This is a genomic window from Aphanothece sacrum FPU1 (assembly GCF_003864295.1).
In the GTDB taxonomy this organism is placed as follows: Bacteria; Cyanobacteriota; Cyanobacteriia; order Cyanobacteriales; family Microcystaceae; genus Aphanothece_B; species Aphanothece_B sacrum.
Map to the genome: position 1 here is coordinate 201,839 of NZ_BDQK01000003.1, position 23,018 is coordinate 224,856.

General features: G+C 37.5%; 25 protein-coding genes. 6 read left to right on the forward strand and 19 right to left on the reverse strand.

Translation table 11 applies throughout. The features are described from left to right. The first annotated feature begins 156 nt into the window (after positions 1-156). The 3 genes from AsFPU1_RS05485 to AsFPU1_RS05495 all read left to right on the forward strand — a co-directional run bounded on the left by AsFPU1_RS05485 (position 157) and on the right by AsFPU1_RS05495 (position 2,879). On the forward strand, positions 157-621 hold the full coding sequence (locus AsFPU1_RS05485) for a hypothetical protein (protein ID WP_124978463.1): 465 nt from the start codon (positions 157-159) through the stop codon (positions 619-621). 232 nt (positions 622-853) lie between these two features. After that, the gene (locus AsFPU1_RS05490; protein ID WP_124978465.1) at positions 854-1,441 is read left to right on the forward strand and encodes a DUF3038 domain-containing protein; all 588 of its coding nucleotides are present in this window, start codon (positions 854-856) and stop codon (positions 1,439-1,441) included. 16 nt (positions 1,442-1,457) lie between these two features. Beyond that, a complete protein-coding gene (locus AsFPU1_RS05495; protein WP_124978467.1) occupies positions 1,458-2,879 on the forward strand; it encodes a DUF4335 domain-containing protein in 1,422 nt (473 codons plus the stop codon). 243 nt (positions 2,880-3,122) lie between these two features. On the opposite strand, the gene AsFPU1_RS05500 is transcribed toward AsFPU1_RS05495, so the two are convergent. The 7 genes from AsFPU1_RS05500 to purE form a co-directional block, all read right to left on the reverse strand. Further along, positions 3,123-3,350 (reverse strand): addiction module protein, encoded by a 228-nt coding sequence (locus AsFPU1_RS05500; protein ID WP_124978469.1) that lies wholly within the window; start codon positions 3,348-3,350, stop codon positions 3,123-3,125. A gap of 12 nt (positions 3,351-3,362) precedes the next feature. Continuing rightward, positions 3,363-3,638, reverse strand: coding sequence for a hypothetical protein (locus AsFPU1_RS05505; protein WP_124978471.1), 276 nt, complete (start codon positions 3,636-3,638; stop codon positions 3,363-3,365). Between the two features lie 26 nt (positions 3,639-3,664). Next, on the reverse strand, positions 3,665-3,946 hold the full coding sequence (locus tag AsFPU1_RS05510; protein ID WP_124978473.1) for a helix-turn-helix domain-containing protein: 282 nt from the start codon (positions 3,944-3,946) through the stop codon (positions 3,665-3,667). Continuing rightward, positions 3,943-4,269, reverse strand: coding sequence for a type II toxin-antitoxin system RelE/ParE family toxin (locus tag AsFPU1_RS05515; protein ID WP_124978475.1), 327 nt, complete (start codon positions 4,267-4,269; stop codon positions 3,943-3,945). Before AsFPU1_RS05515 ends, AsFPU1_RS05510 begins: the two co-directional genes overlap by 4 nt. Positions 4,270-4,636: 367 nt before the next feature. Beyond that, positions 4,637-5,422 carry a tetratricopeptide repeat protein gene (locus AsFPU1_RS05520; protein WP_124978477.1) on the reverse strand — a complete coding sequence of 262 codons (786 nt, stop codon included), beginning with the start codon at positions 5,420-5,422 and terminating at the stop codon, positions 4,637-4,639. Between the two features lie 138 nt (positions 5,423-5,560). Next, entirely contained in the window at positions 5,561-7,564 is a 2,004-nt protein-coding gene (gene speA, locus AsFPU1_RS05525) for a biosynthetic arginine decarboxylase (RefSeq protein ID WP_124978479.1), read from the reverse strand. A gap of 255 nt (positions 7,565-7,819) precedes the next feature. Next, on the reverse strand, positions 7,820-8,344 hold the full coding sequence (gene purE, locus AsFPU1_RS05530; protein WP_124978481.1) for a 5-(carboxyamino)imidazole ribonucleotide mutase: 525 nt from the start codon (positions 8,342-8,344) through the stop codon (positions 7,820-7,822). Positions 8,345-8,788: 444 nt separating this feature from the next. Between purE and nagA the strand changes: the two genes are divergently transcribed. Then, positions 8,789-9,964 (forward strand): N-acetylglucosamine-6-phosphate deacetylase, encoded by a 1,176-nt coding sequence (gene nagA, locus AsFPU1_RS05535; RefSeq protein ID WP_124978483.1) that lies wholly within the window; start codon positions 8,789-8,791, stop codon positions 9,962-9,964. Positions 9,965-9,979: 15 nt separating this feature from the next. On the opposite strand, the gene AsFPU1_RS05540 is transcribed toward nagA, so the two are convergent. The 8 genes from AsFPU1_RS05540 to AsFPU1_RS22490 all read right to left on the reverse strand — a co-directional run bounded on the left by AsFPU1_RS05540 (position 9,980) and on the right by AsFPU1_RS22490 (position 18,728). Then, positions 9,980-10,672, reverse strand: coding sequence for a PHP domain-containing protein (locus tag AsFPU1_RS05540; RefSeq protein ID WP_124978485.1), 693 nt, complete (start codon positions 10,670-10,672; stop codon positions 9,980-9,982). 664 nt (positions 10,673-11,336) lie between these two features. Next, the gene (gene ftsH, locus AsFPU1_RS05545) at positions 11,337-13,268 is read right to left on the reverse strand and encodes an ATP-dependent zinc metalloprotease FtsH (RefSeq protein WP_124978487.1); all 1,932 of its coding nucleotides are present in this window, start codon (positions 13,266-13,268) and stop codon (positions 11,337-11,339) included. A gap of 317 nt (positions 13,269-13,585) precedes the next feature. Continuing rightward, the gene (gene lipA / locus AsFPU1_RS05550) at positions 13,586-14,473 is read right to left on the reverse strand and encodes a lipoyl synthase (RefSeq protein ID WP_124978489.1); all 888 of its coding nucleotides are present in this window, start codon (positions 14,471-14,473) and stop codon (positions 13,586-13,588) included. A 78-nt stretch (positions 14,474-14,551) separates the two neighbouring features. Further along, positions 14,552-15,592 (reverse strand): cobalamin biosynthesis protein CobW, encoded by a 1,041-nt coding sequence (cobW, locus tag AsFPU1_RS05555; protein ID WP_124978492.1) that lies wholly within the window; start codon positions 15,590-15,592, stop codon positions 14,552-14,554. 175 nt (positions 15,593-15,767) lie between these two features. After that, positions 15,768-16,553 carry an ion transporter gene (locus tag AsFPU1_RS05560; RefSeq protein ID WP_124978494.1) on the reverse strand — a complete coding sequence of 262 codons (786 nt, stop codon included), beginning with the start codon at positions 16,551-16,553 and terminating at the stop codon, positions 15,768-15,770. Between the two features lie 6 nt (positions 16,554-16,559). Further along, positions 16,560-17,333, reverse strand: coding sequence for a hydroxyacylglutathione hydrolase (gene gloB / locus AsFPU1_RS05565; protein ID WP_124978496.1), 774 nt, complete (start codon positions 17,331-17,333; stop codon positions 16,560-16,562). 72 nt (positions 17,334-17,405) lie between these two features. Beyond that, the gene (locus AsFPU1_RS05570; protein WP_124978533.1) at positions 17,406-18,419 is read right to left on the reverse strand and encodes a hemolysin family protein; all 1,014 of its coding nucleotides are present in this window, start codon (positions 18,417-18,419) and stop codon (positions 17,406-17,408) included. Between the two features lie 168 nt (positions 18,420-18,587). Then, positions 18,588-18,728: a hypothetical protein gene (locus AsFPU1_RS22490; protein ID WP_172957593.1), complete on the reverse strand. Its 141-nt coding sequence runs from the start codon at positions 18,726-18,728 to the stop codon at positions 18,588-18,590. 254 nt (positions 18,729-18,982) lie between these two features. On the opposite strand from AsFPU1_RS22490, the gene AsFPU1_RS05575 reads away from it, so the two are divergent. Continuing rightward, the gene (locus AsFPU1_RS05575; protein ID WP_125061058.1) at positions 18,983-19,939 is read left to right on the forward strand and encodes an SGNH/GDSL hydrolase family protein; all 957 of its coding nucleotides are present in this window, start codon (positions 18,983-18,985) and stop codon (positions 19,937-19,939) included. A gap of 70 nt (positions 19,940-20,009) precedes the next feature. Here the strand turns inward: AsFPU1_RS05575 and AsFPU1_RS05580 are convergent, their stop codons facing one another. Beyond that, positions 20,010-21,080, reverse strand: a complete 1,071-nt coding sequence (locus AsFPU1_RS05580; RefSeq protein ID WP_124978498.1) for a Gfo/Idh/MocA family protein — start codon at positions 21,078-21,080, stop codon at positions 20,010-20,012. A gap of 202 nt (positions 21,081-21,282) precedes the next feature. On the opposite strand from AsFPU1_RS05580, the gene AsFPU1_RS05585 reads away from it, so the two are divergent. After that, positions 21,283-21,648 (forward strand): methyltransferase domain-containing protein, encoded by a 366-nt coding sequence (locus AsFPU1_RS05585; protein ID WP_124978500.1) that lies wholly within the window; start codon positions 21,283-21,285, stop codon positions 21,646-21,648. A gap of 83 nt (positions 21,649-21,731) precedes the next feature. Here the strand turns inward: AsFPU1_RS05585 and AsFPU1_RS22970 are convergent, their stop codons facing one another. The 3 genes from AsFPU1_RS22970 to AsFPU1_RS05600 form a co-directional block, all read right to left on the reverse strand. Beyond that, on the reverse strand, positions 21,732-22,118 hold the full coding sequence (locus AsFPU1_RS22970) for a hypothetical protein (RefSeq protein WP_227875708.1): 387 nt from the start codon (positions 22,116-22,118) through the stop codon (positions 21,732-21,734). A gap of 166 nt (positions 22,119-22,284) precedes the next feature. Further along, a complete protein-coding gene (locus AsFPU1_RS05595) occupies positions 22,285-22,560 on the reverse strand; it encodes a hypothetical protein (protein ID WP_124976898.1) in 276 nt (91 codons plus the stop codon). Further along, a complete protein-coding gene (locus tag AsFPU1_RS05600) occupies positions 22,557-23,009 on the reverse strand; it encodes a hypothetical protein (RefSeq protein WP_124976900.1) in 453 nt (150 codons plus the stop codon). The genes AsFPU1_RS05595 and AsFPU1_RS05600 overlap by 4 nt, the downstream gene beginning before the upstream one ends. Positions 23,010-23,018 lie beyond the last annotated feature (9 nt).

Sequence of the window (23,018 nt, forward strand, 5' to 3'; positions counted from 1 at the left end):
ACAAAGTAAATGGTAGGGGCAAGTTTTTAACGGCAATTGATGGTTTTAACAATAATTGATGGTTTCAACAAATATATTATGTGAAATCGCCCTTTGTAACTCAATTCCTGTTAAAATCTTAATTGATTATTCCTGTAGGGATTGAACGATAAGTTTATGGCAACCGCAACCTTACTGCTTGATGCACCTGATATTAGTGTCGATGATTATTGTGTTTTTGGGTTAGCTACCTGTTTTCTTAAAGAGGATGGAGAATTTCATGAGGTTGAAATTATTGAACCTATTCCTTCGGCCGCTTTAGAAGCGATTCTTAAGGGAATTCCTACTTCTTATCAATGGGCTTGTGCTAAATTAGTAGGGGAATTTTTAATGGCAGATACTTTACAAAAGCCGTCTGATTTTCCTGATTCTGCTCAATTTTGTGATAATTTTATTGAACGAGTCACCGCAGCAGTCCGAACTTATAAAAGTAGAAATGAAGCGAAATCTCATATTGAGTTAGGCAACTTAAAGAAGGATTTTAATTATTCTTTGGAAAGAAAGCGGGTTCTTAATGCGGTGAATGTTGTGAAGACAGAAGATAATGTTAAACAGCATTCTCATACCCATAAGGTACTTTAATTAAAAGGTATTTCATTGATAGGTAGGTTGGGTTGAACGATAGTGAAACCCAACAAAATCTCTATGCTGATAGTTAATAGTTAATAGTTAATAATTATCGGTTAACATGGTTAAAGTTAGGTTGGGTTTCGTTCCTCAACCCAACCTACAAAATAAGTTGATAAGACTAATAATTAGAAGAAAATAGATTATATTTAAGGATACAATTCTTATCATCAGAACCAGCAAATTCATGAATAATACGGCGATAAATCCATCTTTAGTTCCCTATTGGGAAGATTTAACCCTCAGTCATGCTCCTACAGGGCTAAAACTCGATCAGATTCAAATTCATTTAGATTTAGTATTATTGGCTTTAGAAGCCTTAACAAACCTCAATAGTGAGTCCCTACTCGCAACCGCCCAAGAACTCAATATAAGTATGAGTATCGCCCAAACCTTTAATCTTTGGCGAGAATGTATCTTAAATCCTTCTCTAAATAATGGCAGATCTGGCAAAAAATTGCAATTAGAACAGGCACGAGGACAAGTTTTATTGATTTGTCACTTAGCACAACAAAATCAAGAATTTATTCGCCGTGCTGTTACATTACTAGAACAGGTGACATTTCAAGATAAAGATCCTTATCGAACAACTTTACTTGGTAATTATATAGAAAAGTTTAATGATCTCTATCAAGGTTGTATTCCTCCATCAGAGAGTCTTTCCCCTTCCCAATTATCAAAACTTGCCTCTAAACTTTTAGTAGATTTACTGTTTTATAGTGCGCCTAATGGCCATCGCCGTTTGTGGATAGCCTTATTAGACTACACTCGCTAATATTCCTGTTAAAATTATGATGTTATTTTCTGAGTCTGCCATCCGACGCTATACACCCCCAACCTGTACCCTAGAAATTTGGGACAAACGCCCTAAATTCTCTCGTTGGACAAAAAAAGCTTCTCCTGATGACTTACACTTTAAACTAAAATTTGACGATCCTAGACTATCCGAAAAAGAACAAGTCAACCTGTCAGGAGATCACCTTCAACTTGAATTACTCACTGATGTGGTGTCTTCCTATGTGCAGAATTTACTATACCAAACCTCTAGTTGTTTAACTCCTTGCTTAGAGAAAAAAATTGATTCAAATCAGACAAATATACTTGATAATGCTTCTTTTTTGTCGAGTCATCCTCCCAGGTTACAACCCCAAGGTTTTCTGACTCATCAATTAATATTTGCCGATCTCGAAATTCAAGCTTCTCATTCTGGTATTACTCTAAGTGCTTCTCAATTATTTGATCTACTCAACGCTTTAGAAGGCTATACTCAAGGACAGTCCGTTGTCACACCCGCTTCCACTTCTTGGCGAGGGAAAGGACTATCTGTGTGGATAGGGGCTGTTACAGTGGCTATACTGGCAGTAGTAGTCCCTACAGTGGGGGTTCAGTGGTTTCGTCAACTTAACCCTAATTCTGCCTCTAATACTACTCAAGAAAAGAATGAGCAACCTGTGGGCTTTTTGGATGTGTTACCCCCTGTTCCCCCACCTTCTGGCAAACCTTTGCCCTCTCCTTCCTTAGCCCCTATTTTAGCTAGTCGAGATCCTTTACCACCACCCTCAAAAATTAGTCCAGGAACTCCTCCACCCCGTAATTCCTCCCGTCCTATTACATCTCCTAACCTCGCTATTTTGCCGCCTGCGCCTGTGGTTCCTCCAGCACCCCCTAAACCTCCTAATGCTGTTGATGCGCCTCCTTTAGACCCTGCTACGGCTGGCAGGGTTCCTGTTTTACCTCCTGCTGGTAGAGGTATGGTCATGCAGCCTTGGCCTTCCACTCCCGCCGCTCAAATTATGGCGATCGCGCCTCTTACTCCTCCTCCCCGTCTAACGGCTAAGTCATTATCTGGGCGATCGCTGGTTGATGGTAATAATGTTTCGACTGAGTTTGAGCCGTCTGTCACCACTAAACCTCCTCTAGAAACCACTCTCCTTGATGCTATCCCTCAAGTGGCAGAAGCTAGACAATATATTCAACAACGCTGGCAACCGGCCGCAGATGTCAAACAAACTTTAGAATATCGTCTCATCGTTGGGCCTGATGGTTCTCTCAAACAAGCTGTTCCTCTAGGGAAAGCGGCTACCCTTTATCTGGCTAGTACGGGACTTCCTAAACCTGGAGATTCTTTTGTCTCTAAGCTTGATCTGTCGGAAAATCAAACCATTCGTTTAGTTTTGACCCCTAATGGTAGAGTTCAAACCTTTTTAGAGTAATCTAAAATAAGACAATAGATTGTAGGTTGGGGAGCCACTCCGGTCTTGGGGTTTCCCCAAGTAGAGGAAGTGGCGTTTGAGGAACGAAACCCAACAAACTCGAATCTTAATACACCAAATTAGCGTCAAACAATCGAGTAGAGTGGGTTAGACGCGGCCATGATTTTTATAAAAAACTAATAACTTTTTATTCGCGTTGTAACCCACCAATTTAAAACAAAGTAACAGGGTTGATTTTAATCTTTAATATCTATCTCGTAATTCCAGAAATACTTGCTCAGCTAATTCGCCCCTAACATTTCCCTCACCAATTTCTGCTAATCTTTGATTTAGTTCATTATCCCAAGCTTGTTTTAAATTTTCATCTATATTTTCATCAAGAGATTGGATAAGAAATTGAGCAATTTCAGCACGATCTTGTACAGAAAGCTGAGAAAGTTCTAATTTTAAGGTTTCTGTTATTTGAGTCATTTTGAAACCACTTTAATTAATATTGTAGGGAATGTTATATAAATAATAATCTAAATTTTCGGAAGCGTCTTCTGGAACCGTTTCCCAAAGTTTATCAGGAATTTTATCGGCATTTTCGGTAACAATTTGTAAAAAAGAAGGGACAGTTTCATCAAAAGGTTGATCATCTTCTGAATGGGTTAATTTTTGTTGATTATATTGATAAATGGTTTGTTTAATAAAGTTTTCGAGTTCTCCTAATGTTAAGCTGGCCACAGAGCGATTAGGTTCAAATGGTGTGTTTATCATAGATTTTTCTAGTTATTACTACAATCCTAATTTGACTTTTCAAAGGAAATTTTGAGATGTGTTCCCGTCGCTTCCGCAATCCTCATTAATGTTTTGATGGTAGCATTTTGTTCCCCACCTTCCCATCGTGCAATTTGAGACTGTTTAGCCGACATTCTTTGAGCTAGTTCTGCCTGAGTTAAACCAGCTTGGGTTCTAGCAGAAATTATCGCTGAAGCAATTTCAAATTCTAAAGCCATCCCCTCATAAGCAGTTTTATATTCTGGATCTTCTAACCATTGCTGATGCAGTTGGGAAACTTGGGTCATGTTTCAATCTCCTGGGCCCTTTTTAGGGCAAGTTCAATTTCTTTTCTGGGAATTTTCTGAGTTTTCTTAATAAAAACTCGCACAACAATAACTCGTTTGGGTTTGACAGTGACATATAAAGCACGAGAAATTCCATCTCTCCCTTTAAGACGAATTTCCCACAAAGCTTTTTCTATATGTTTGACATAGGGTTCCCCTACATTTTCTAAACCATGTTCCGTAATCAGCTTACTAATCCAAATAAACCGCGCACGCATATCTGCTGGTAATGCTGCTAGTTCTGCATCTACGGTTTCGTTTAAAGTTTCAACACTCCAGTTCATTCTCGGAGTATAACTTATAAGTTATACTCTCATCAATTGTGGCACGCCGCATCTTGCCTGTGAAATCCCCAAATTGTAACAATTAACTAACTTATGTTAAGTAATGTAACAATAGAAAAAAAAATTTGACGGAAGGATAAAGGGCAATAGGGGAAAAGAACAGAGGGTTAAAGAGGTCTACCGAACAGGCATACCAGACGAAAACCGCTATTGAGGAGGTGGTTGACGCGCGAAACGTCGATGTAGCGGAAAGCAGAACGGCAGAAATCAGGATCGTAGCCCCAGGAACCGCCCCGCAGTACACATCTTCGTCTATCTGTCAATATTCTTTTACAATTCTTTACAATGTATTCGTCATTATTTGTGGTCAGACTCCGCTCATCCCACACACTACCTCACTAGCATGAGCCAAAAAAATCTGGATCTCCGATGTCGCAACATTATCACCACTGCCAGAATGGGTTTGAGTAACATTTGACATAGTACTGCTATTTCCTTGTTGAGAGTTGGAATTATAAATAGTAACTGGTGAAGGTGATAAATTTTTTATAATAGTGGAAACTTGGACTATTATATCTAGCCAATTTGAACCTGAAGTCTTGCCTAAATTTGATGGTATTGGTGGAGCATCAGGTTGTATTTGATGAGCTTTTTGATAGTATTGATTTGCCATTGCCGTTTGCTGTCTAGCTGAATATAAAAAACTTAACATCCAAGAAGATTTAGCATCCATCGGATTAAGTTGTAGAGCGAATGAAAATGCCTTCTGTGCTTCTACTGTATTTCCTTGTGCTAGAAGTATCTCTCCTGCCAAGGAATGATATTGAAAAAAGTTAGGATTCAAAGCAATCGCTTGATTTACATTAGCCAAGGAGTCAGTTAAATAATTTGGTGCTAACTCTTGAAACCCTAAAGTTGTCTGCATTAATGCTGCACGAAAATAGGTAAATCCTAGCGAATAATATACATAGCCAGAAACAAATTGTCCTACCTGCCGAGCTATACTTATCGAATGTTTGATCTGTTCAATTGTTTGAGCGTATAAATTAGCAGCGACAGGAAAGTTTTGAGTCATTTCTGCCTGTATTGCTTGTTGGCCTAAATTACATCCTTGTTGATAGTAGTAATAATAGTCGTAATATATGGGGTTCATATCCTCATTTTTTAGATCTTTATCATCGTCATCGATTCATAACGCATATTTTATGGAGTATAACGCAAATTCTTAATTTTTGAGGGTTAAAAAAACTTTTTCTAGAAAAATAACCGCCGTAGAACGGCGGTCACTAACTTAAACTAAATAGGTATAACGGGAAAGACTACCCTCATAATCCTTTAATAATTGTTGAGATTTATCAAAATCAATTCGATTATCTTGTAAAGCGTGTTCCGTCTGCTGACGCATAGATTCTAGTAAATCTTCTGCATCATATTGAACATAACCTAAAACTTCAGTAATCGTATCTCCCTTAACCACGTGTTCAATTTTATAGCCCTTGGGATTCATTTGGATATGCACTACATTAATATCCCCAAATAAGTTATGGAAATTGCCCATAATTTCCTGATAGGCCCCAACCAAAAACATACCTAAATAATAAGGTTCTTTGGGGGGTAACGAAGAACAATTATCACTATTTAATCCACTCTTATCTTCTTTTAAAGAATGTAATTCTAAGACAGATTTAACATCTCGTAGATCAATAAATTGATCTATTTTTCCATCACTATCACAAGTTAAATCCGCTAAAATTGCCCTTTTTTCTGGTTCTTCATCAAGACGATGAATTGGCATAATAGGAAACAATTGATCAATAGCCCAAGAATCAGGAGCAGATTGAAACACCGAAAAATTAACATAATAAATCGATGCCATGATCTTCTCTAAATCTTCAAGATCATCAGGAACATACTCTTGATGGCGGGTCATTTCTAGAATTTTACCACAACAAGCCCAATATAATTGTTCAGCCCTGGCGCGTTCCTGTAAACTTAGATAGCCAAAATTAAATAAACTAATCGCTTCCTCTTTATATTGAGACGCATCATGATACATTTCTTGGTAATTTTTGAGGTTAATAGACTCATAAGTTTCCCAAAGATTGCGAATAATTAAATTATCATTTCCCCCATTAGGAGGAGGAGGAATAGTCGGAACATCACTGGTATTAAGAACATCAAAAATTAGCACAGATTGATGAGCCGCGATCGCTCGTCCACTTTCACTAATTAAAATAGGTTCGGGTAACTTAGAACCCTCACAAGCTTCTTGAATTTCCGCTACAATATCATTAGCATAACTTTGCATATCGTAGTTTTTAGAGGCGTAAAAATTGGTTTTTGAGCCATCATAATCAACTCCTAATCCTCCTCCTACATCCAGATATTTCATATTAGCCCCTGCCTTAGCTAACTGCACATAGACTTGACTGGCTTCTCGAATAGCATCTTTAAACACATTAATTGAAGAAATTTGAGAACCAATATGAAAATGTAACAGTTGTAAACAATCAAGCATTTCTTGAGATTTCAAATACTCAATTGCTGTTATCATTTGAGGAATAGTTAAACCAAATTTAGCCCGATCGCCTGTTGAACTGCCCCAACGTCCTGAACCTTTAGTGCTTAACTTTGCTCGAACCCCAAGCACTGGTTTTAATCCTAATCGTTTACTAATATCAACCGTCGCATATAATTCATTTAACTGTTCAATAACAATGATCGGTTTATGACCTAAATGAGTGGCCAACATTGCCGTTTCTAAATATTCTTGATCCTTGTACCCGTTGCAAATAATTAAAGCCGGATCATTGGCTGGATAAACACTCGGATCTAATGTCGCTAATGCTATCATTAATTCAGGTTTAGATCCGGCTTCTAGTCCAAAATGATAGGGGCGACCATGATGTACCACTGCTTCAACAATATGACGATGTTGGTTACATTTAACAGGATAAACCCCTCGATAAACATTCGGATAATTATAACGAGCGATCGCTTTAGAAAAACTCGCATTTAAACGGGCTAATCGATCCGCTAAAATGTCAGAAAATCTAATTAGTAAAGGTAAGCCAATATTACGTTGTCGCAACGCTTGAACTAATTCGTATAAATCTAAGGAACCCCCGCGATCACCTTCAGGAGAGACAGTAATATGGCCAGCCGCGTTAATAGAAAAATAAGGATCTCCCCAACCCTGAATGCGGTATAAATGCTCGCTTTCCTCGATATTCCAAGGGGGGGCGATAACTTTTGTATTCATACGGGCTTGTTTCTCTGTCGCGTCTGTTTTCATGCTACTTTAGTCCTTATACGTGGTAACATTTTTGATTGTAAACGGTTTATCTACATATCTGTCTAAAATAATGCTTAATACTCGAAAATGACCTCGACATTAAGGATTATTGCTGGTTTGGCATAGATTTATCTTTGTCTCTTTGAAGATTTTCTGATGAAAATACCTGTCCCAACTATACTCTATAAGACTGATTATCATCTGATATCTTGTTAATTAATCCTAATGACTATTTACTTTATAATTTAACTTAAGTTACAATTGTTCCAAATACTTTTGATAGCCTATATCTTCTAATTTAGTTTGCTTTTCTTGCACTATTTGAGTTAAATTTTGACGGTATTCTTGCACTTTTTTCAGCAAGTCTGGGTCATTAACTGCTAAAATTTGTACGGCTAATAATCCAGCGTTCTCCCCATTTCCAATACCTACTGTAGCTACGGGAATTCCTTTAGGCATCTGTACAATAGAATATAATGAGTCTACTCCTTGTAAGTGTTTTGTGGCGACGGGAACACCAATCACAGGTAAGGGCGTTAATGATGCTACCATCCCCGGTAAATGGGCTGCTCCTCCTGCTCCTGCTATAATGACTTTAATTCCTCTAAAATGGGCTGTTTTACTATATTCTACCATCTTTTCTGGGGTGCGATGGGCGGAAACAATTGCTACTTCCCAAGATACCCCAAATGTTTCACAAATGGCGATCGCACTTTTCATTGTGGGTAAGTCCGAATCACTTCCCATGATAATTCCGATAATGGGAGTATTTTCCCTCATTATGCTTGATTTTACCTTTTAGAGCTACGCTTATATTATATCAGAACCTACCCAACCTTTCGATAAATTGTGTTTTTTGAGGAGTATTCCATGAATTACCTTTAAACAGATTTTTGCGACCCAAAAGCTATCTTTTTATCTTCTTTTATGTTATAGTAAATTTTAAGATGCTTAATAATAGAATCATGGACAGTAATTAATAAAAGAATAGACTTCAATTATAATATACATTGTTTCATAATTCGTCCCATAAGTCAAGGAAAAACAGCCTAATTTTTTGCTACATTATTAAGTAGGTAGACAAAATTAATTACATAAAATATGTAGGGGCGGGTTTTTTACATTAATCAATGATGCTCACAAAAAACTAGATAAACCCGCCCTGTCTGTGCAATTAATTTTACTTAAATACTTAAGAAATATAGAAAATTAGGGAAGTCAAGAATGCTCAAAAATATTAAGATAATTAACGCCAAAATACCAGGATATAAAGAGACGCAGCAAATCTCAATAAATGAAGAAGGAATAATTGAAAAAATAGAATTAATGAGTGGGATATTTTCTCCAGAGAAAACGGAAATTTTGTACGATGTCAGAGGAGATTGGTTATCTTTAGGGGGAGTAGATTTACAAATTAATGGAGGATTAGGATTAGCCTTTACCAATCTACGAGAAAAACATATTCCGACCCTACAAAAGATCTGTCAATATTTATGGGAACAAGGGATTGATGGATTTTTGCCTACTTTAGTCACAACATCAGTGGATAATATCAAGAGATCCCTATCAGTAATTGATGACTTTTTAGCGATTCAAAGCCAAGCAAAAAAAGAAACAGCCAAAATTTTAGGAGTGCATTTAGAAGGGCCATTTCTCAACCATGAAAAAAAGGGGGCCCATCCCGCCCAATATTTATTAACTCCTATGAAAGAAACTGTCGAATGGGTATTAGGAGAATATGGTCATCTGGTTAAAATCATGACATTAGCACCCGAATTAGATCCTAGTGATGAAGTCATTTCATATTTAATATCCCAAGGAATTATTGTTAGTTTAGGTCATTCTCAAGCCACCGCTCAAGAAGCGAAGAAAGCCTTTAAATTAGGAGCTTCAATGGTGACTCATGCTTATAATGCTATGCCCCCATTGCATCATCGTAAACCAGGATTATTAGGAGAAGCCATGATAAATCCTAAAGTTTATTGTGGATTAATTGCGGATGGAAATCATGTCAGTCCAACCATGATAGAATTATTATTAAGAGGAAGTCTTTATGAAGCTGGAGTATTTTTAGTGAGTGATGCTTTAGCCCCTATTGGTTTAGAAGATGGGGTTTACCCTTGGGATGATCGACAAATTGAAGTTAAAGAAGGAACAGCAAGATTAGCAGATGGAACCTTAGCGGGGACGACCTTACCCTTATTAGTAGGGGTTAAGAACTTAGTAGAATGGCAAATTTGTCCGATAGGAATCGCCATCGCGTTAGGGACAGAATCACCGAGAAAAGCTCTTAACTTAGGGGGTATTAGCCCTGGACAACCGGCCCATTTATTACGTTGGCATTGGGAAGAAACGACCCATCAATTAACTTGGAAACGGTTGAATAGTGAATGGGCATAAATAGTAATTAAGACATTAAATTCGTTGGAGTAAATTGACCCCATGGGTATCCGTTCCACAGGTATTAAAAAGCCCATAAAATTGGCTAAGGGTCAACATTTGTTCAGTTTCTTTGAGACTAGCTTTCCAAGGCTTAGGATTACTATAGGCATAGAAAGTTTCGATTCCATCAATGCCTAAATCAGCGATCGCTGGGATTAACTCAACAGCAGAACGATGATAACGGCAGGGATGAGCTAGTACTGTTAAACCTCCGGCTTGATGTAAAGCTTTAATCACTTGCTCGGCCAAAGCTTGAGTACCTTTGGGAGAGTTTCCGGTGAGATAGGGTTGTATAATGGGATGATTGGGGTCAAATCCGTAACCCAAAATATGAACTTCTATATCTAGTAACAAAGAAGTTATTTCTATCCCTGTCCATAGATGAGGGAGAGGAGTTTGGGGGGATGTTTGGCCAATGTCATCAATCCATTTTTGGGCTACCCGATAGCCATTAAGGGAATGGTGATCAGTAATGGCCATGCCCTTAAGTCCAATGGTAATTGCTTGTTGAATTAATTCCTCTGGTTTAAGTCTTCCATCAGAATGAAGGGTATGCATATGAAAATTATAGTCATAGGGACAACTCTCACGATGGAGAGTTTGCCAAACCCTTTTCAGGGTTTGGGTATCTTGTGCTGATGACTGAGTTGAGATTGAGACAATCATGATTCCTGCTGTAACTAGACAAAATATTGAGAATTGTCATTTTAAATTAACAATTCTTATTATAAAAGATTTCTCTATAAAATCGCGTTTGATTGCATTGGGAAGACTGACACTTTAATATTATAATTGACAAGGAGTTAATCCTAATTGTCCCTGTGGCTCAGTAGGATAGAGCGAGCGCCTCCTGAAATATCGGGCATCCTGTGCGGAAACGTCAGAGATGAATGTGGTCAAATTCAAGGAAGCCTAAGTCCAAGTTTAAGGATAGGGTAATCTTGAGCCAAGCTCTACGTCCCTGGTAGAGAAGGTGCAGAGACTGGTTGTAGGTAGTTAAGGGGAATTAGTGAACAGAGCATTCAATGAGCCTACAACATAACGGCCACCACCTAAAGGCAGTTTGACCTAAGGTGAAGGAATAGTCCAGAGAGTAGGGAAACTTACACCAATCTGAAGCGCTAGGTCGCCGGTTCAAATCCGGCCAGGGACGTTTGTGCATTTCTTTTGTCCGTTCTGGATTTTAACAGTCCCCCAGAAGCACTTTAATCTAACTTTACTCAATTACCACGACTAACACAAAAACGTAATTATGTCAAATGGATTGTTCACTCTCTCAAAATAGAAGATTTTGTTATCATTATTGATTGAGATGGCAAATTAGTTAAACTTAATTTTTAACTTGATCAAGTAGTTGTTGTAATTCTTCCCCTTCAATTATTTCTGTACTTAATAAATGTTGAGCAATCATTTCTAATAACTCACGATTATTATTAAGAATTGTCAAAGCTTGTTGATGGCCAGAATCTACAATTTGTTTAACTTCTTCATCAATGGCCTTAGACGTTTCTGCACTGACCATACGGCGTAAATGTCCTTCATTACCCCCTAAGAAACCCCCTTGTTGACGTTTTTCATAAGCCAAAGGACCTAACACCTTACTCATCCCATAGCTAGTCACCATGCGTTCAGCAATATCTGTGGCCCGTTGCAAATCATCGGAGGCCCCATTCGTCACCGACCCAAAAACAACTTCTTCGGCCACCCGTCCACCGAGTAACATAGCAATTTGTTGACAAAATTCCTTATCAGTCATCAAAAAACGGTCTTCTGTGGGCATTTTTAGAGTATAACCCAAAGCAGACAAACCACGGGGAATAATAGAAATTTTAGACACTTTTCCCCCACCAGGCATGACGGCCCCCACCAAAGCATGACCCACCTCATGATAAGCTACTACTTTCCTTTCTTGATCATTCAGGACACGGCTTTTTTTCTCTAATCCGGCCACTACCCGTTCTATAGCTTCTTTAAAATCTGCTTGGAGTACGTATTCTCGTTGATTTCGGGCTGCTAATAAAGCCGCTTCATTGACTAAATTAGCTAAATCTGCCCCTGCAAACCCTTGAGTTTGGGTAGCAATCTCTTTTAAGTTGAGATCTTCGCCTAATTGAATTTTTTTGGCATAAATCTCTAAAATTTCCAGTCTTCCTGATAAATCCGGTCGATCTACCAAAACTTGACGATCAAAGCGGCCAGGACGCAATAATGCCGGATCAAGGGTTTCGGGGCGGTTAGTAGCCGCTAAAACGATTACAGTAGCATCTCCGACACTAAATCCATCCATCTCTGTGAGTAATTGATTAAGGGTTTGTTCTCGTTCATCATTACCCCCACTGTGAGAAGTTCCCCCGCTACGGGATTTACCGATCGCGTCTAATTCATCAATAAAAATAATACAAGGGGCCTGTTTTTTTGCCTGATCAAATAAATCCCGCACTCTGGCGGCCCCAGTCCCGACAAATAATTCGACAAATTCCGATGCAGAGATACTAAAGAATGTCACTCCTGCTTCTCCCGCAACCGCTTTAGCGAGTAAGGTTTTGCCTGTACCTGGAGGGCCGACTAATAAGACTCCTTTAGGAATACGGGCCCCAATTTTACTAAATCGTTGGGGATTTTTGAGAAATTCGACTATTTCGACTAATTCGGTTTTTGCTTCTTCGGCCCCGGCCACATCTTTAAAGGTAATTTTGGCGGTTTCTCCTTCGACATAGACTTTGGCTTTACTTTTACTAAAGGCTAAGGAACCCCGATCTTCATTACGATAGAGAAGAAACTGCATAGCCAAAACCAGGATCACTGGAGGAACCACCCAAGCTAATAAGGTACTCCAAAAACCGCTTTCAGGTTGCACCGCATAAAACAGGATACCTTTAGTGCGTAATAATTTGGGTAATTCGGGATCATTGAGGGGAACTGTTAAAAAGATTTTGTCTGAAACGGTTGTCTGGTCTGCTTTGATTAAATCACATTGTTGTGCTTGATTACTCCCAGAAACTGATTTCTGCACATTACCGAGGGCATCTTCTAAATTCTTAAGAGGATCTTTAAGTTGGTAAACCAGTTGATTTGGTTGAACACGCACACACAGAACTTGATTTTGTTCTACTTGATCGAGAAATTCACTATAAGGCTGTAAAGGAATTTTAGTCGAACGAGGCCAAAACATATACGCAACTACTAACACTCCTGCGGAGGCTAAAATGAGACTTTCTAGAGGAGGAATTGGGAGTAATTGAAATTTATCTTTGATACCCATCAGTGTTATTACCCTTACTTAAGAGAGTGCCTTATTTTTAGGGTAGCATCGAACAACGGTCAATTGAAGTCCGTAGGTTGGGTTGAGGAACGAAACCCAACACTCTCACCATCCTGTAGGGGCATGGCATTAACCAATTATTGTGCCTATCCATCAATTATAATTTGCCATGTCCAAATATGATTTGTGGAATTAATTATAATTTCAGTATTAATCATAGGTTTGGGCATGGCAATATCAAGATTTTGTTTTTTTCTTAAAGCTAATCATGCCATGCCCCTACAATAGAAAATATTTAACATTGAATGGGTTTTAGCTTATTCTCCCGCATGATAGGAACTCCGAACCAAAGGACCCGAACGAACCTGAGAAAATCCAAGCGATCGCCCTAAATTTCCTAATTCCTCAAATTCTTCAGGAGTCCAATATTTTTCAACTGGAAGATGGTCTAAAGACGGACGCATATATTGGCCAATTGTCAAGCGATCGCAGCCAATTTCTCGCAAATCTTCTAAGGTTTGTCTAATTTCTGTCTCAGTTTCCCCGTGACCTAACATTAAACCCGACTTAGTAGGAATGGTGGGATCAATCTCTTTAACCCACCGTAAAACAGCCAAGGAACGGTCATATTTTGCCCCTCGTCGCACTCGATCTTGTAGTCGTTGGACGGTTTCGATATTATGATTGTAACAAGCAGGTTTAGCGGCAACTACGGTGGCAACTCGCTGTTTTTGGGCAATTTCTCGGTGTTTTCCTCCCCAAAAATCCGGGGTTAAGACTTCAATTTGTGTCTGGTGGTTACTCTGACGAATGGAACTCATTACCCTAACAAACCATTGGGCCCCTCCATCGTCTAAATCATCCCGTGCAACAGAAGTTAACACTACATAGCGTAATCCTAACAATTTAACAGATTCTGCTACTTTTTCGGGTTCTTCGGGGTCTAATGCCATCGGTGCATGACCTTTATCTACTTGACAAAAAGCACAGGAACGAGTGCAAGTCGGCCCCATTAACAGAAAAGTAGCGGTTTTCTGAGCATAACATTCCCCTCTGTTGGGACAACGACCTTCTTCACAAATAGTATGAATATTTCGTTGTTTAATGATACGCTGAACAGTAGACAGTTCACTCGCTTTACCGATAGGACGTTTTAACCAAGAGGGAATAGAGGTTAATGGCTCAAGAGAGGATTTTTGTGTCATTTTTTCAAGGTAAATTATTGTTAATTCTTTGTCAATTTAAAGATTTTTTTGTTGATGTCGTTGAACCCTTTAATGGTATCAAATTTGGTGTTTTAACTTACTTTGAATTTCTGTTTGATCTAATTGACAGCCAATGAACACTAATCGGGTTTGACGGGGTTCATTGGCCTTCCATAACCGATCATAAAATGTATCAAAGCGATCGCCAACTCCTTGTAATACTAACCTCATGGGTTTATTCGATACATTGACAAAGCCTTTAATACGATAAATTTCGTTGTTTTCAACTATTTTTTTTAAAGTTTCAATTAAAGATTTAGGGTCAAATGCTTGGTCAAAAATGACTTGAATGGAATTAATTTCCTCATCATGATCGTGTTCTTCTTCCTCATCATGATGACTGGGACGACTTTCTAAATTATCTTCTACTGCAGCATTAAAACCTAATAAAATATCAGGATTAATTTCTCCTTGATAACAAGAAACAACTTTTACCCCTGGCCGTAATTCTTGTTTTAACCATTCTTGTATTTGAGTCAATTGTGAGGTTTCTACTAAGTCAGTTTTAGTTAATAAAACTAAGTCAGCACAAGCTAATTGATCTTCAAATAATTCTTCAATTGGGGTTTCATGTTCTAAATTAGGATCAGCTTTTCTTTGTGCTTCTAATGCGTCTAAATCTCCCACTAAAGTTCCTGATGCTAATGCTTGACAGTCTACTACTGTTACTACTCCATCTACCGTAGCACCGTTACGAATTTCGGGCCAACGGAAAGCTTGAACTAAGGGTTTAGGTAATGCTAACCCAGAGGTTTCTATTAACATACAATCAATAGATTCTCGTCGTTCCAAAAGTTGCTGCATAGTCGGAAAAAATTCCTCTTGAACTGTACAACATAAACATCCATTGGTTAATTCAAAAATATTATTTTGAGGGTTGTCTTCTTCATCACAAATTTGACAATCTCTGAGTAATTCTCCATCAATTCCTACTTCTCCAAATTCGTTGACGATAACCGCAATACGACGTTTTTGGTTATTTTGTAGGAGGTGACGAATCAGGGTTGTTTTACCTGCACCGAGAAACCCAGTGATAACAGTAACGGGTATTTTGTGCATAAGATATATCTAATTTCCATTAATATTATTATTTCATTTTATCATATAAATTGATTATTTTGATCAGTCATATTGCTGTGTTGGGTTGCAGAACAAAACCTAGACCTACATTTATCTAAAGTGTTGGGTTTCAAAGAACGTTCAACCCAACCTACAATTATCAATTGGTCTATTTTTATAATTTTGTGCTACAAATTTTACAAAAATTTGCATCCCGATCATGTGATTTTAGTCCACAATAAGAACATACTTTATCATTTTGTTGAGTTATTTGAAAAATTTTTTGAGTTAAAATACTAATTTGCCAAGGTATGAAAATTACTCCTGAGAAAATCATAATTACAGTTAAAATTTTTCCTTCTTTTGAGAGAGGAATTATATCCCCAAACCCAACAGTTGTCATCGTGACAACAGAAAAATATAAAGCATCAAAAAAATCCTTAAAAACTTGGGGATTGGTTTTATGTTCAATCTGATAAATCGCCCCAGCATAGATAAAAATTAAACAAAATAAAAGCAAAAAAATTCTAACTAAAATGATTGTATCTTCCGATTGAATTTTCAGTAAAGAGGTTTGTAACTTAATTAATCGAATTAATCTCAAAACTCTAAACCAACGTAAAATCCGAATATAGCGAATATCAATTAGTCCAATAAATAAGGGTAAAATTGCTAGGATATCAATGAAAGAATAAGAACTAAATATAAACTTCAATTTACTATCTGCACACCAAAAACGAATTAAATATTCTATTGTAAAAATCCAAATAATTACCTTATCTATTGTTTGTAATTGAGATACAAAAGAGGTAGTTATCGGATAAGTTTCAATTACAAAAATTGCTGAAGATAAAAAAATTAGCCCTACAAGAATCAAATTTATTATAATACTAATAGAGCTATCGAAATCATCAAGGTAATGTGCTACTTTTTGGCGAATTGATTCTGATTCTTCTACCATACTACTCTAGAAATTATCTTTCATTCCTCGTATTTTTCCAAAAACTTTAACAGAATCAATCATTCCTGTAGTTGATTGTAAAGCCACTTGATCCCATCTTAAAAAAGGATTAGTTTTCTTTTCTTCTCCTAATAAAGAAGGAACTGTTGCTATGTTTTGCTTTCTTTTATTTTGTACTTCTTGATAACGAATTTGTAAGTCATAATTATCAGGATCAACCGTCAAAGCAAATTTAAGATTACTTAACGTATATTCATGAGCGCACCAAATCCGAGTATTATCAGGTAAGTTGCGTAACTTACTCAAAGAATCAACCATTTGCGCTGGAGTTCCTTCAAATAAGCGGCCACATCCTCCCGCAAATAAAGTATCACCACAGAATAATTCTCCTGGACTTTCTGTTGATTCTGGGGCAAAATAATAAGCAATATGAGCGCGAGTATGACCAGGAACAAAATAGATTTGTGCGACTCTACCAGCAAATTCTATTTGATCACCTTCTTCTAAAAATATTTGTTGTCCGGGTATTCTCCCTTGGTCTTCTTTTCCTCCATAAACACACAAATTAGGAAACTTTTCTATAAGTTGTTTATTGGCCCCAACGTGATCAGAATGATGATGGGTATTAAAAATAGCAACTAATTCAGATTTTAACTCATTTAAACAGTCTAAAACAGGGGTAGAAACAGCCGGATCAATAACTGCGGCCCTATGAGTATTAGGATCATGAAGAAGAAAAATATAATTATCTGATAAAACGGGAATAAGTTTGATTTCCATAGCAAAGATTAGAATGTATTTTCTGTATTATTTTCTTTATTTTAATTGAGATTGAGTAAAAAAAGAACTATTTTAGCGATCGCTTATAGATAAACGTTTGGGAATATGAGGAGAATCACTCTCGTCATAGATTTCTCCGACTAATTCCTCTAAAATGTCTTCTAGAGTCACTAAACCAACTGTTCCTCCATATTCATCTACAACAATAGCAATATGAAACCGTTGTTGGAGCATTTCTTTTAATAAATTTGTCACCATTTTAGTTTCAGGAACATAAATGGGCGCATCCATAGCGGTTGTAACTACTAATTCAGAACGCATTTCTTTAGGAACGGATTGTAGTTTTGCTAAAGCTTTTTTAAGATGGACAACACCTACAATATGATCCTTAGATTCTCCTTGAACGGGAATACGAGAATAACCAGTTTCTAAGGATAAATTAAGTAAAGTTTGTAGACTCGATTGATGAGAAATTGTTATCATATCAATACGAGGTTTAACCACATCTCTTGCCATCAAACGATCCAACATTAATGTTTTGTGGAGTAGCTGATGTTTATAGATGTCTATTTGTCCTTTTCCTCCTAATATTTCAATCATCAACTGAAGATCATTTACCGATTCTCCAGGAGAAGTTTTCTCGAATTTTCCTTGGAATAATTGAATAGTTCTTTGAGTAACCATTTCAAAAATTGGAACAATTCCTAATATCGATAAAAATTGGGATAATCGGAATACTAACGGAACGGAAAGACGAAACAAAGGACGAGTATTAAGTATGGCTAAAGATTTAGGGGTAATTTCACCAAAAATCAGCACCAAAACTGTCACTACTGCTGTTGCTATCCCTAACCCCGCATTCCCTAACCAAATGGCAAATAAATTACTGGTGAGAATAGCAGAAAAATTATTAACTAGATTATTTCCTACTAACAAACTGGTAATAAAACGTTGTCTATTTTCTAATACTAAGCGATACATCCCAGAGGGATCACCTTGACGTTCTATGAGTCCTCGTAATTTAAAATTATCAAAAGCGGTGATCGCAGTTTCTGACCCAGAAAAAAAGGCAGACAACAATAGCATCACCGTAATTGCAAGTATATCTAACCAAACCTGTCCCAGTAAAGGGGCAGGTTCAGTTAAAGCAAGTAAATAAGTGTCTAAAGCTAACAAAATAGTGGGACAAAATAATTACAAAAAAGCTCAGAAACCATTATAAACAATGTCCGAGCGGTGAATGAGTCTGAGATATTAATTGACTTTATAGGCAACGTTTAAAGCCCAGACAATTAAGGCGGTAATGGCACTCAAAACTAGGATAGCAGAAACAGTTATTAATACGGGTTTATCAGCACCCTCAAATTTCATGATGCCACGGTTCAGATCAGACATAGAGCTTAGCTCCTTTTGCGGGTTATATGGGCCAGATTAGGCACTCTTATCTAATAGGTTAGCGAAGATTTGACAAAAATGGGCCAAGAATTTCTGACAAATTCGGTTAATATTATTAAACTTCTACAATAATGGTTAATATCAATACAATAGTCAATATAGTCTAAAAATTAGATTTTTTGCCCCATAGTCTTTACAATAGTAGGGGTCAACAGCCGTTGACCCCTACAAGATTTTTACTTTTCCGTTTAATGATGAAACTATTATTAATTATTTTTGCTGTAATTTTTGTTTTATTAATCTTATTAGAAGGTAGTTTAAGGCTTGTTTTCGGGTTAGGTAAACGACTGATATATATCCCTGATACTGAGATTGGTTATTTATTAGCACCAAATCAAAATCTACGTCGTTTTGGTAAACAGATAATAATTAATCAATATTCTATGCGTAGTCAACCTATCGAAAAACATCCTGAAAAAAATACTTTAAGACTTTTTTTATTAGGTGATTCTGTTGCTAATGGGGCTTGGTGGACAGATCAATCAGATACCATTTCTACTCTAATTTCTAATACATTAAAGTTAGATTTTGTCAAGAGAATAGAAGTTCTTAATGCCTCGGCTAATTCTTGGGGGCCGCGAAATCAGTTAGCCTATTTACAACGCTTTGGCACGTTTGACGCTCAGATAATTATTTTATTGCTCAATACCGATGATTTATTCGCCACAGCACCTACAGGATTGCCTGTAGGACGCGATCGCCATTATCCTAATACTCAACCATCATCAGCTATTACAGAACTGTTAGAGCGCGTTTTTGCCAAGTCTGAGGACATTCCAGAAATGGCTAATATTTTAGGAGAAAAAGGCGATCGCGTAGGAATTAATTTAACGGCCCTAACTCAAATTCAGGCGATCGCCACTGAGTCTCAAATTCCTTTATTAGTTGCCATTACACCTTTAAAACGGGAGGTAGAAAATAACCCTAAAGATTATGAACAGAAAGCCCGAAAAAGGCTTACTCAGTGGGCGCAAGAGCAAAATATACCTCTAATTGACTTTTTAGAGGTATTTCAAGAAAATAAGGACAAAACTATTTTATACCGAGATCATATACATTTAAGTCCTCAAGGAAATCAACTGGTTAGTCAAACCATTAGTCAAAAGCTGAGATTGCTTGCAATATTTGATCCCCCCAACCCCATACCTTAATAAGGGGGGCAAATAAGAGGGAAACTGCAAAAAAGTCCCCCTTTTGAAGAAGGATTTAGAGGGATCAACATCAGGAAACCGCCATCTCTGAACGATTAAGAGATTTATAATTTAAGTCAGAATCATGCCAAATTTGGCCATCAAGAGCCATTTGCTCGATCAAACTAGCTAAACGTAAAGCTTTCAATGCTTGTTCGCCTCCGACAGAAGGTTGTTCACCCCCTCGGACACAGTTAACAAAATGCTCTAATTCTGCGTGTAAAGGTTCAATATTACTAGTATAAACTTTTTCAATTAATCCATCTTGACGATATAGGACTTGACCATAATCCGTACTATATCTAGCTGTAGTTTGACGATGAATAAGAATTTCATTATTGAGGAAATCAGCCTCAGTTAAACAATTTTTACAATGGGCCGCTAAGCGACGAATTTTGCGATGTGTTACCTTACTAGCAGTTAATGTAGAGACAATACCATTACCAAAACCGATAGTTGCGGTAACATAATCAAGATATCCCGAATCAGCCGCCCGACTACCACTAGCCGTCAACTTAATCACTGGGGCCCCTACCAATTCTAAGAGTAAATCGATATCATGGATCATTAAATCTAAGACCACTGAGACATCATTTGCTCGTTGGGAATAGGGACTCATGCGATGAGCTTCTACTGCAAGTAATTCTTCGGTTTTGAGGACTTTGCTGAGTTCTTGGAAAGCGGGATTAAACCGTTCAATATGACCGACTTGTAGAATAGTATTAAATTCGGCTGCGGCATTGACTAAAGATTCCGCTTCGGCGATACTGGCCGCAATAGGCTTTTCAATTAGTGTATGTACCCCTGCCTTGAGACAATCCATGCCTACAGTATGATGAAGACGGGTAGGAACGGCGATACAAACTGCATCTACATGGGGTAATAAGTCAAGATAGCTTTCAAAAAAACGTACCCGATATTTACTGGCGGTTTCTATGCCTTTTTCTACGTTAACATCGGAAATTCCGACAAATTCGACATCTTTGAGTAAGCTTAACACACGGGTATGATGTTGTCCCATGTTTCCTACTCCAATCACCCCGATACGAATGGGGTCAAAGGGGCTTCTCTGTCCTTTTAAATTAGGTTGTTGGTTGTACATTCTCCTGAACACTCCTAGTAAACTCCTCCACCAAGGTTTGATTGATTTATAGGTCAATCACCAAAGATAGTAACACAGTTCGTCGAAATGTAAAGAATTTCAACAGAAGTGGTGTTTTTTTTGTAATGACTTATACCATAACGGCCATATTTTAATTGTCAGAGCAATATCTTAGAATAAAAGTGTTAAATAAGAGCAAATTATGAGCTTTAAAGACTATTTTTCGCAAACAGCTTCAGATTATGCTATTTATCGTCCCCATTACCCCAAAAATCTGTTCACTTTTCTAAACACCCTGGTACAGGAACATGGAGTTGCTTGGGATTGTGCCACAGGTAATGGACAAGTTGCTAATCAATTAGTCAATTATTTTGATCAAGTTTATGCCTCAGATGGGAGTGAACAACAAATTAGTCAAGCTCAAAATAATGAGCGCATTAACTATTTTGTTTCCTTAGCAGAAAATAGTCTTTTAGAATCTAATTCAATTGATTTAATTACGGTTGCGCAAGCTTTTCATTGGTTTAATCAAGAAGCATTTTGGACTGAATCCCCAGATGGAATTTAGGGAACAATTAATAGGCGATCGCACAGTTAGAGGCTTGAAAGTTAGGGAACAGTTAAGGGGCGATCGCCCTTTTAGGGAACACCTCAGAAATAAGCAACAATTAAAGGAATTGTCCTTAATCCGGCCCGTTGATAGGTAGTCATTAACCGTTGAAATTGCTGCCAATTGGCACTATCTACAATTCCCAAACAGCCAGCCGTACCTGGAACATTAGCATCAAAATGAATACCAAAGTCACCTCTAGTATTGCCATCAACTTTAACCAAGTGTGGGTTAATTTTGTAGAAGTTCCCCTCAATCCCTTTGATGCTTAGATAAAGCGGTTTAGTGTTGACGCTATAATGTTTTAAGTCAACCCTAACTACCGAGGGAATGGGGCCAGCAGAAGATTGACCCTCATTCCCCCCAACACCGCTAACAGCTTTAAACTCAGCGTCAATTAACCCGTTTTTGGTATCAAGACTTATCAATTTTCCCTTACCTTTATTGTTTTTGTCAGCAATAAAAACCAAGATTTTAGGATATTTAGAATAAGGCTTATATATTGCATGATCTTTAATTAAATACCTGATAGATGGTTGGGTTTTGCTTTGAGGTAAAGGAATAAGGAAAAATAGAACAGTTAAAGCCAAAAAACTAAGGTGCAATCGGTAAGGAATCAAGGGATGGGGAAATAGGGTTCGATGTTTTTTGTTCATGATTAGAAAGGACAGTAAAGCCTATAAATCCAAAGAGAAGGAAACAAAACATAGACCCTAACAATAAACCTAGATTGCCATTAGACTGATTAGATTGAGGTTTTAGAGATAAGTTAAAATCAGCAATATGACTTTCTGCTTTTAACTTTCTCCCATAGTGTTCTACATCATCAATAATACGCTCTGCTTTCCATTTTTTTTGAGGTTCCATCATAATAATCTCCGAATTAATAGGTCTAATTTCTCATCTTGTGAACTGGAGACAGGGCCCGTATATTCGTAAACTTCAATTAAGAAGTTATCGTACCAAAATGGAACTTCGATCCCTATCTTGTAATTAGTAGCCATTTGGGGAAAAGTCATAATAGTTGTCTCTCCTATCCAGGACTTTTTACCTTCAACTCTGTTATATTCTCCTTGACCATCGAGAGTGATTAAATCTTCAATCAGATAATAAGTCATGGCCCAATATCTGTAAAAGGAGTAAACAGGATAACCAGAACAACGAACCGCTATATTATGGTTTTGTAAAGTTAAAGGTAATGTCACAAACCCGATAGGATCTGTTTGACCTTCTTTTCCAGGAATGGGCCTTGAGGAGTAAGAAAAACTCCCCAAAGATTCCCAATTTTCTCCACTATCAAAACGAAAAGTTAACGTCATAATTACCTG

Coding starts and splice junctions, on each gene's coding strand:
- AsFPU1_RS05580 (WP_124978498.1), bottom strand. CDS start 21,080: ATGTACAACCAACAACCTAATTTAAAAGGACAGAGAAGCCCCTTTGAC.
- AsFPU1_RS05575 (WP_125061058.1), top strand. CDS start 18,983: ATGAAACTATTATTAATTATTTTTGCTGTAATTTTTGTTTTATTAATC.
- cobW (WP_124978492.1), bottom strand. CDS start 15,592: ATGCACAAAATACCCGTTACTGTTATCACTGGGTTTCTCGGTGCAGGT.
- nagA (WP_124978483.1), top strand. CDS start 8,789: ATGCTCAAAAATATTAAGATAATTAACGCCAAAATACCAGGATATAAA.
- AsFPU1_RS05595 (WP_124976898.1), bottom strand. CDS start 22,560: ATGATGGAACCTCAAAAAAAATGGAAAGCAGAGCGTATTATTGATGAT.
- AsFPU1_RS05570 (WP_124978533.1), bottom strand. CDS start 18,419: ATGCTATTGTTGTCTGCCTTTTTTTCTGGGTCAGAAACTGCGATCACC.
- AsFPU1_RS05520 (WP_124978477.1), bottom strand. CDS start 5,422: ATGAACCCCATATATTACGACTATTATTACTACTATCAACAAGGATGT.
- AsFPU1_RS05505 (WP_124978471.1), bottom strand. CDS start 3,638: ATGATAAACACACCATTTGAACCTAATCGCTCTGTGGCCAGCTTAACA.
- AsFPU1_RS05585 (WP_124978500.1), top strand. CDS start 21,283: ATGAGCTTTAAAGACTATTTTTCGCAAACAGCTTCAGATTATGCTATT.
- AsFPU1_RS22490 (WP_172957593.1), bottom strand. CDS start 18,728: ATGTCTGATCTGAACCGTGGCATCATGAAATTTGAGGGTGCTGATAAA.
- lipA (WP_124978489.1), bottom strand. CDS start 14,473: ATGACACAAAAATCCTCTCTTGAGCCATTAACCTCTATTCCCTCTTGG.
- ftsH (WP_124978487.1), bottom strand. CDS start 13,268: ATGGGTATCAAAGATAAATTTCAATTACTCCCAATTCCTCCTCTAGAA.
- AsFPU1_RS05515 (WP_124978475.1), bottom strand. CDS start 4,269: ATGAACTGGAGTGTTGAAACTTTAAACGAAACCGTAGATGCAGAACTA.
- AsFPU1_RS05540 (WP_124978485.1), bottom strand. CDS start 10,672: ATGATTGTCTCAATCTCAACTCAGTCATCAGCACAAGATACCCAAACC.
- speA (WP_124978479.1), bottom strand. CDS start 7,564: ATGAAAACAGACGCGACAGAGAAACAAGCCCGTATGAATACAAAAGTT.
- gloB (WP_124978496.1), bottom strand. CDS start 17,333: ATGGAAATCAAACTTATTCCCGTTTTATCAGATAATTATATTTTTCTT.
- AsFPU1_RS05600 (WP_124976900.1), bottom strand. CDS start 23,009: ATGACGTTAACTTTTCGTTTTGATAGTGGAGAAAATTGGGAATCTTTG.
- AsFPU1_RS05560 (WP_124978494.1), bottom strand. CDS start 16,553: ATGGTAGAAGAATCAGAATCAATTCGCCAAAAAGTAGCACATTACCTT.
- AsFPU1_RS05500 (WP_124978469.1), bottom strand. CDS start 3,350: ATGACTCAAATAACAGAAACCTTAAAATTAGAACTTTCTCAGCTTTCT.
- AsFPU1_RS05510 (WP_124978473.1), bottom strand. CDS start 3,946: ATGACCCAAGTTTCCCAACTGCATCAGCAATGGTTAGAAGATCCAGAA.
- AsFPU1_RS05490 (WP_124978465.1), top strand. CDS start 854: ATGAATAATACGGCGATAAATCCATCTTTAGTTCCCTATTGGGAAGAT.
- AsFPU1_RS05485 (WP_124978463.1), top strand. CDS start 157: ATGGCAACCGCAACCTTACTGCTTGATGCACCTGATATTAGTGTCGAT.
- purE (WP_124978481.1), bottom strand. CDS start 8,344: ATGAGGGAAAATACTCCCATTATCGGAATTATCATGGGAAGTGATTCG.
- AsFPU1_RS05495 (WP_124978467.1), top strand. CDS start 1,458: ATGATGTTATTTTCTGAGTCTGCCATCCGACGCTATACACCCCCAACC.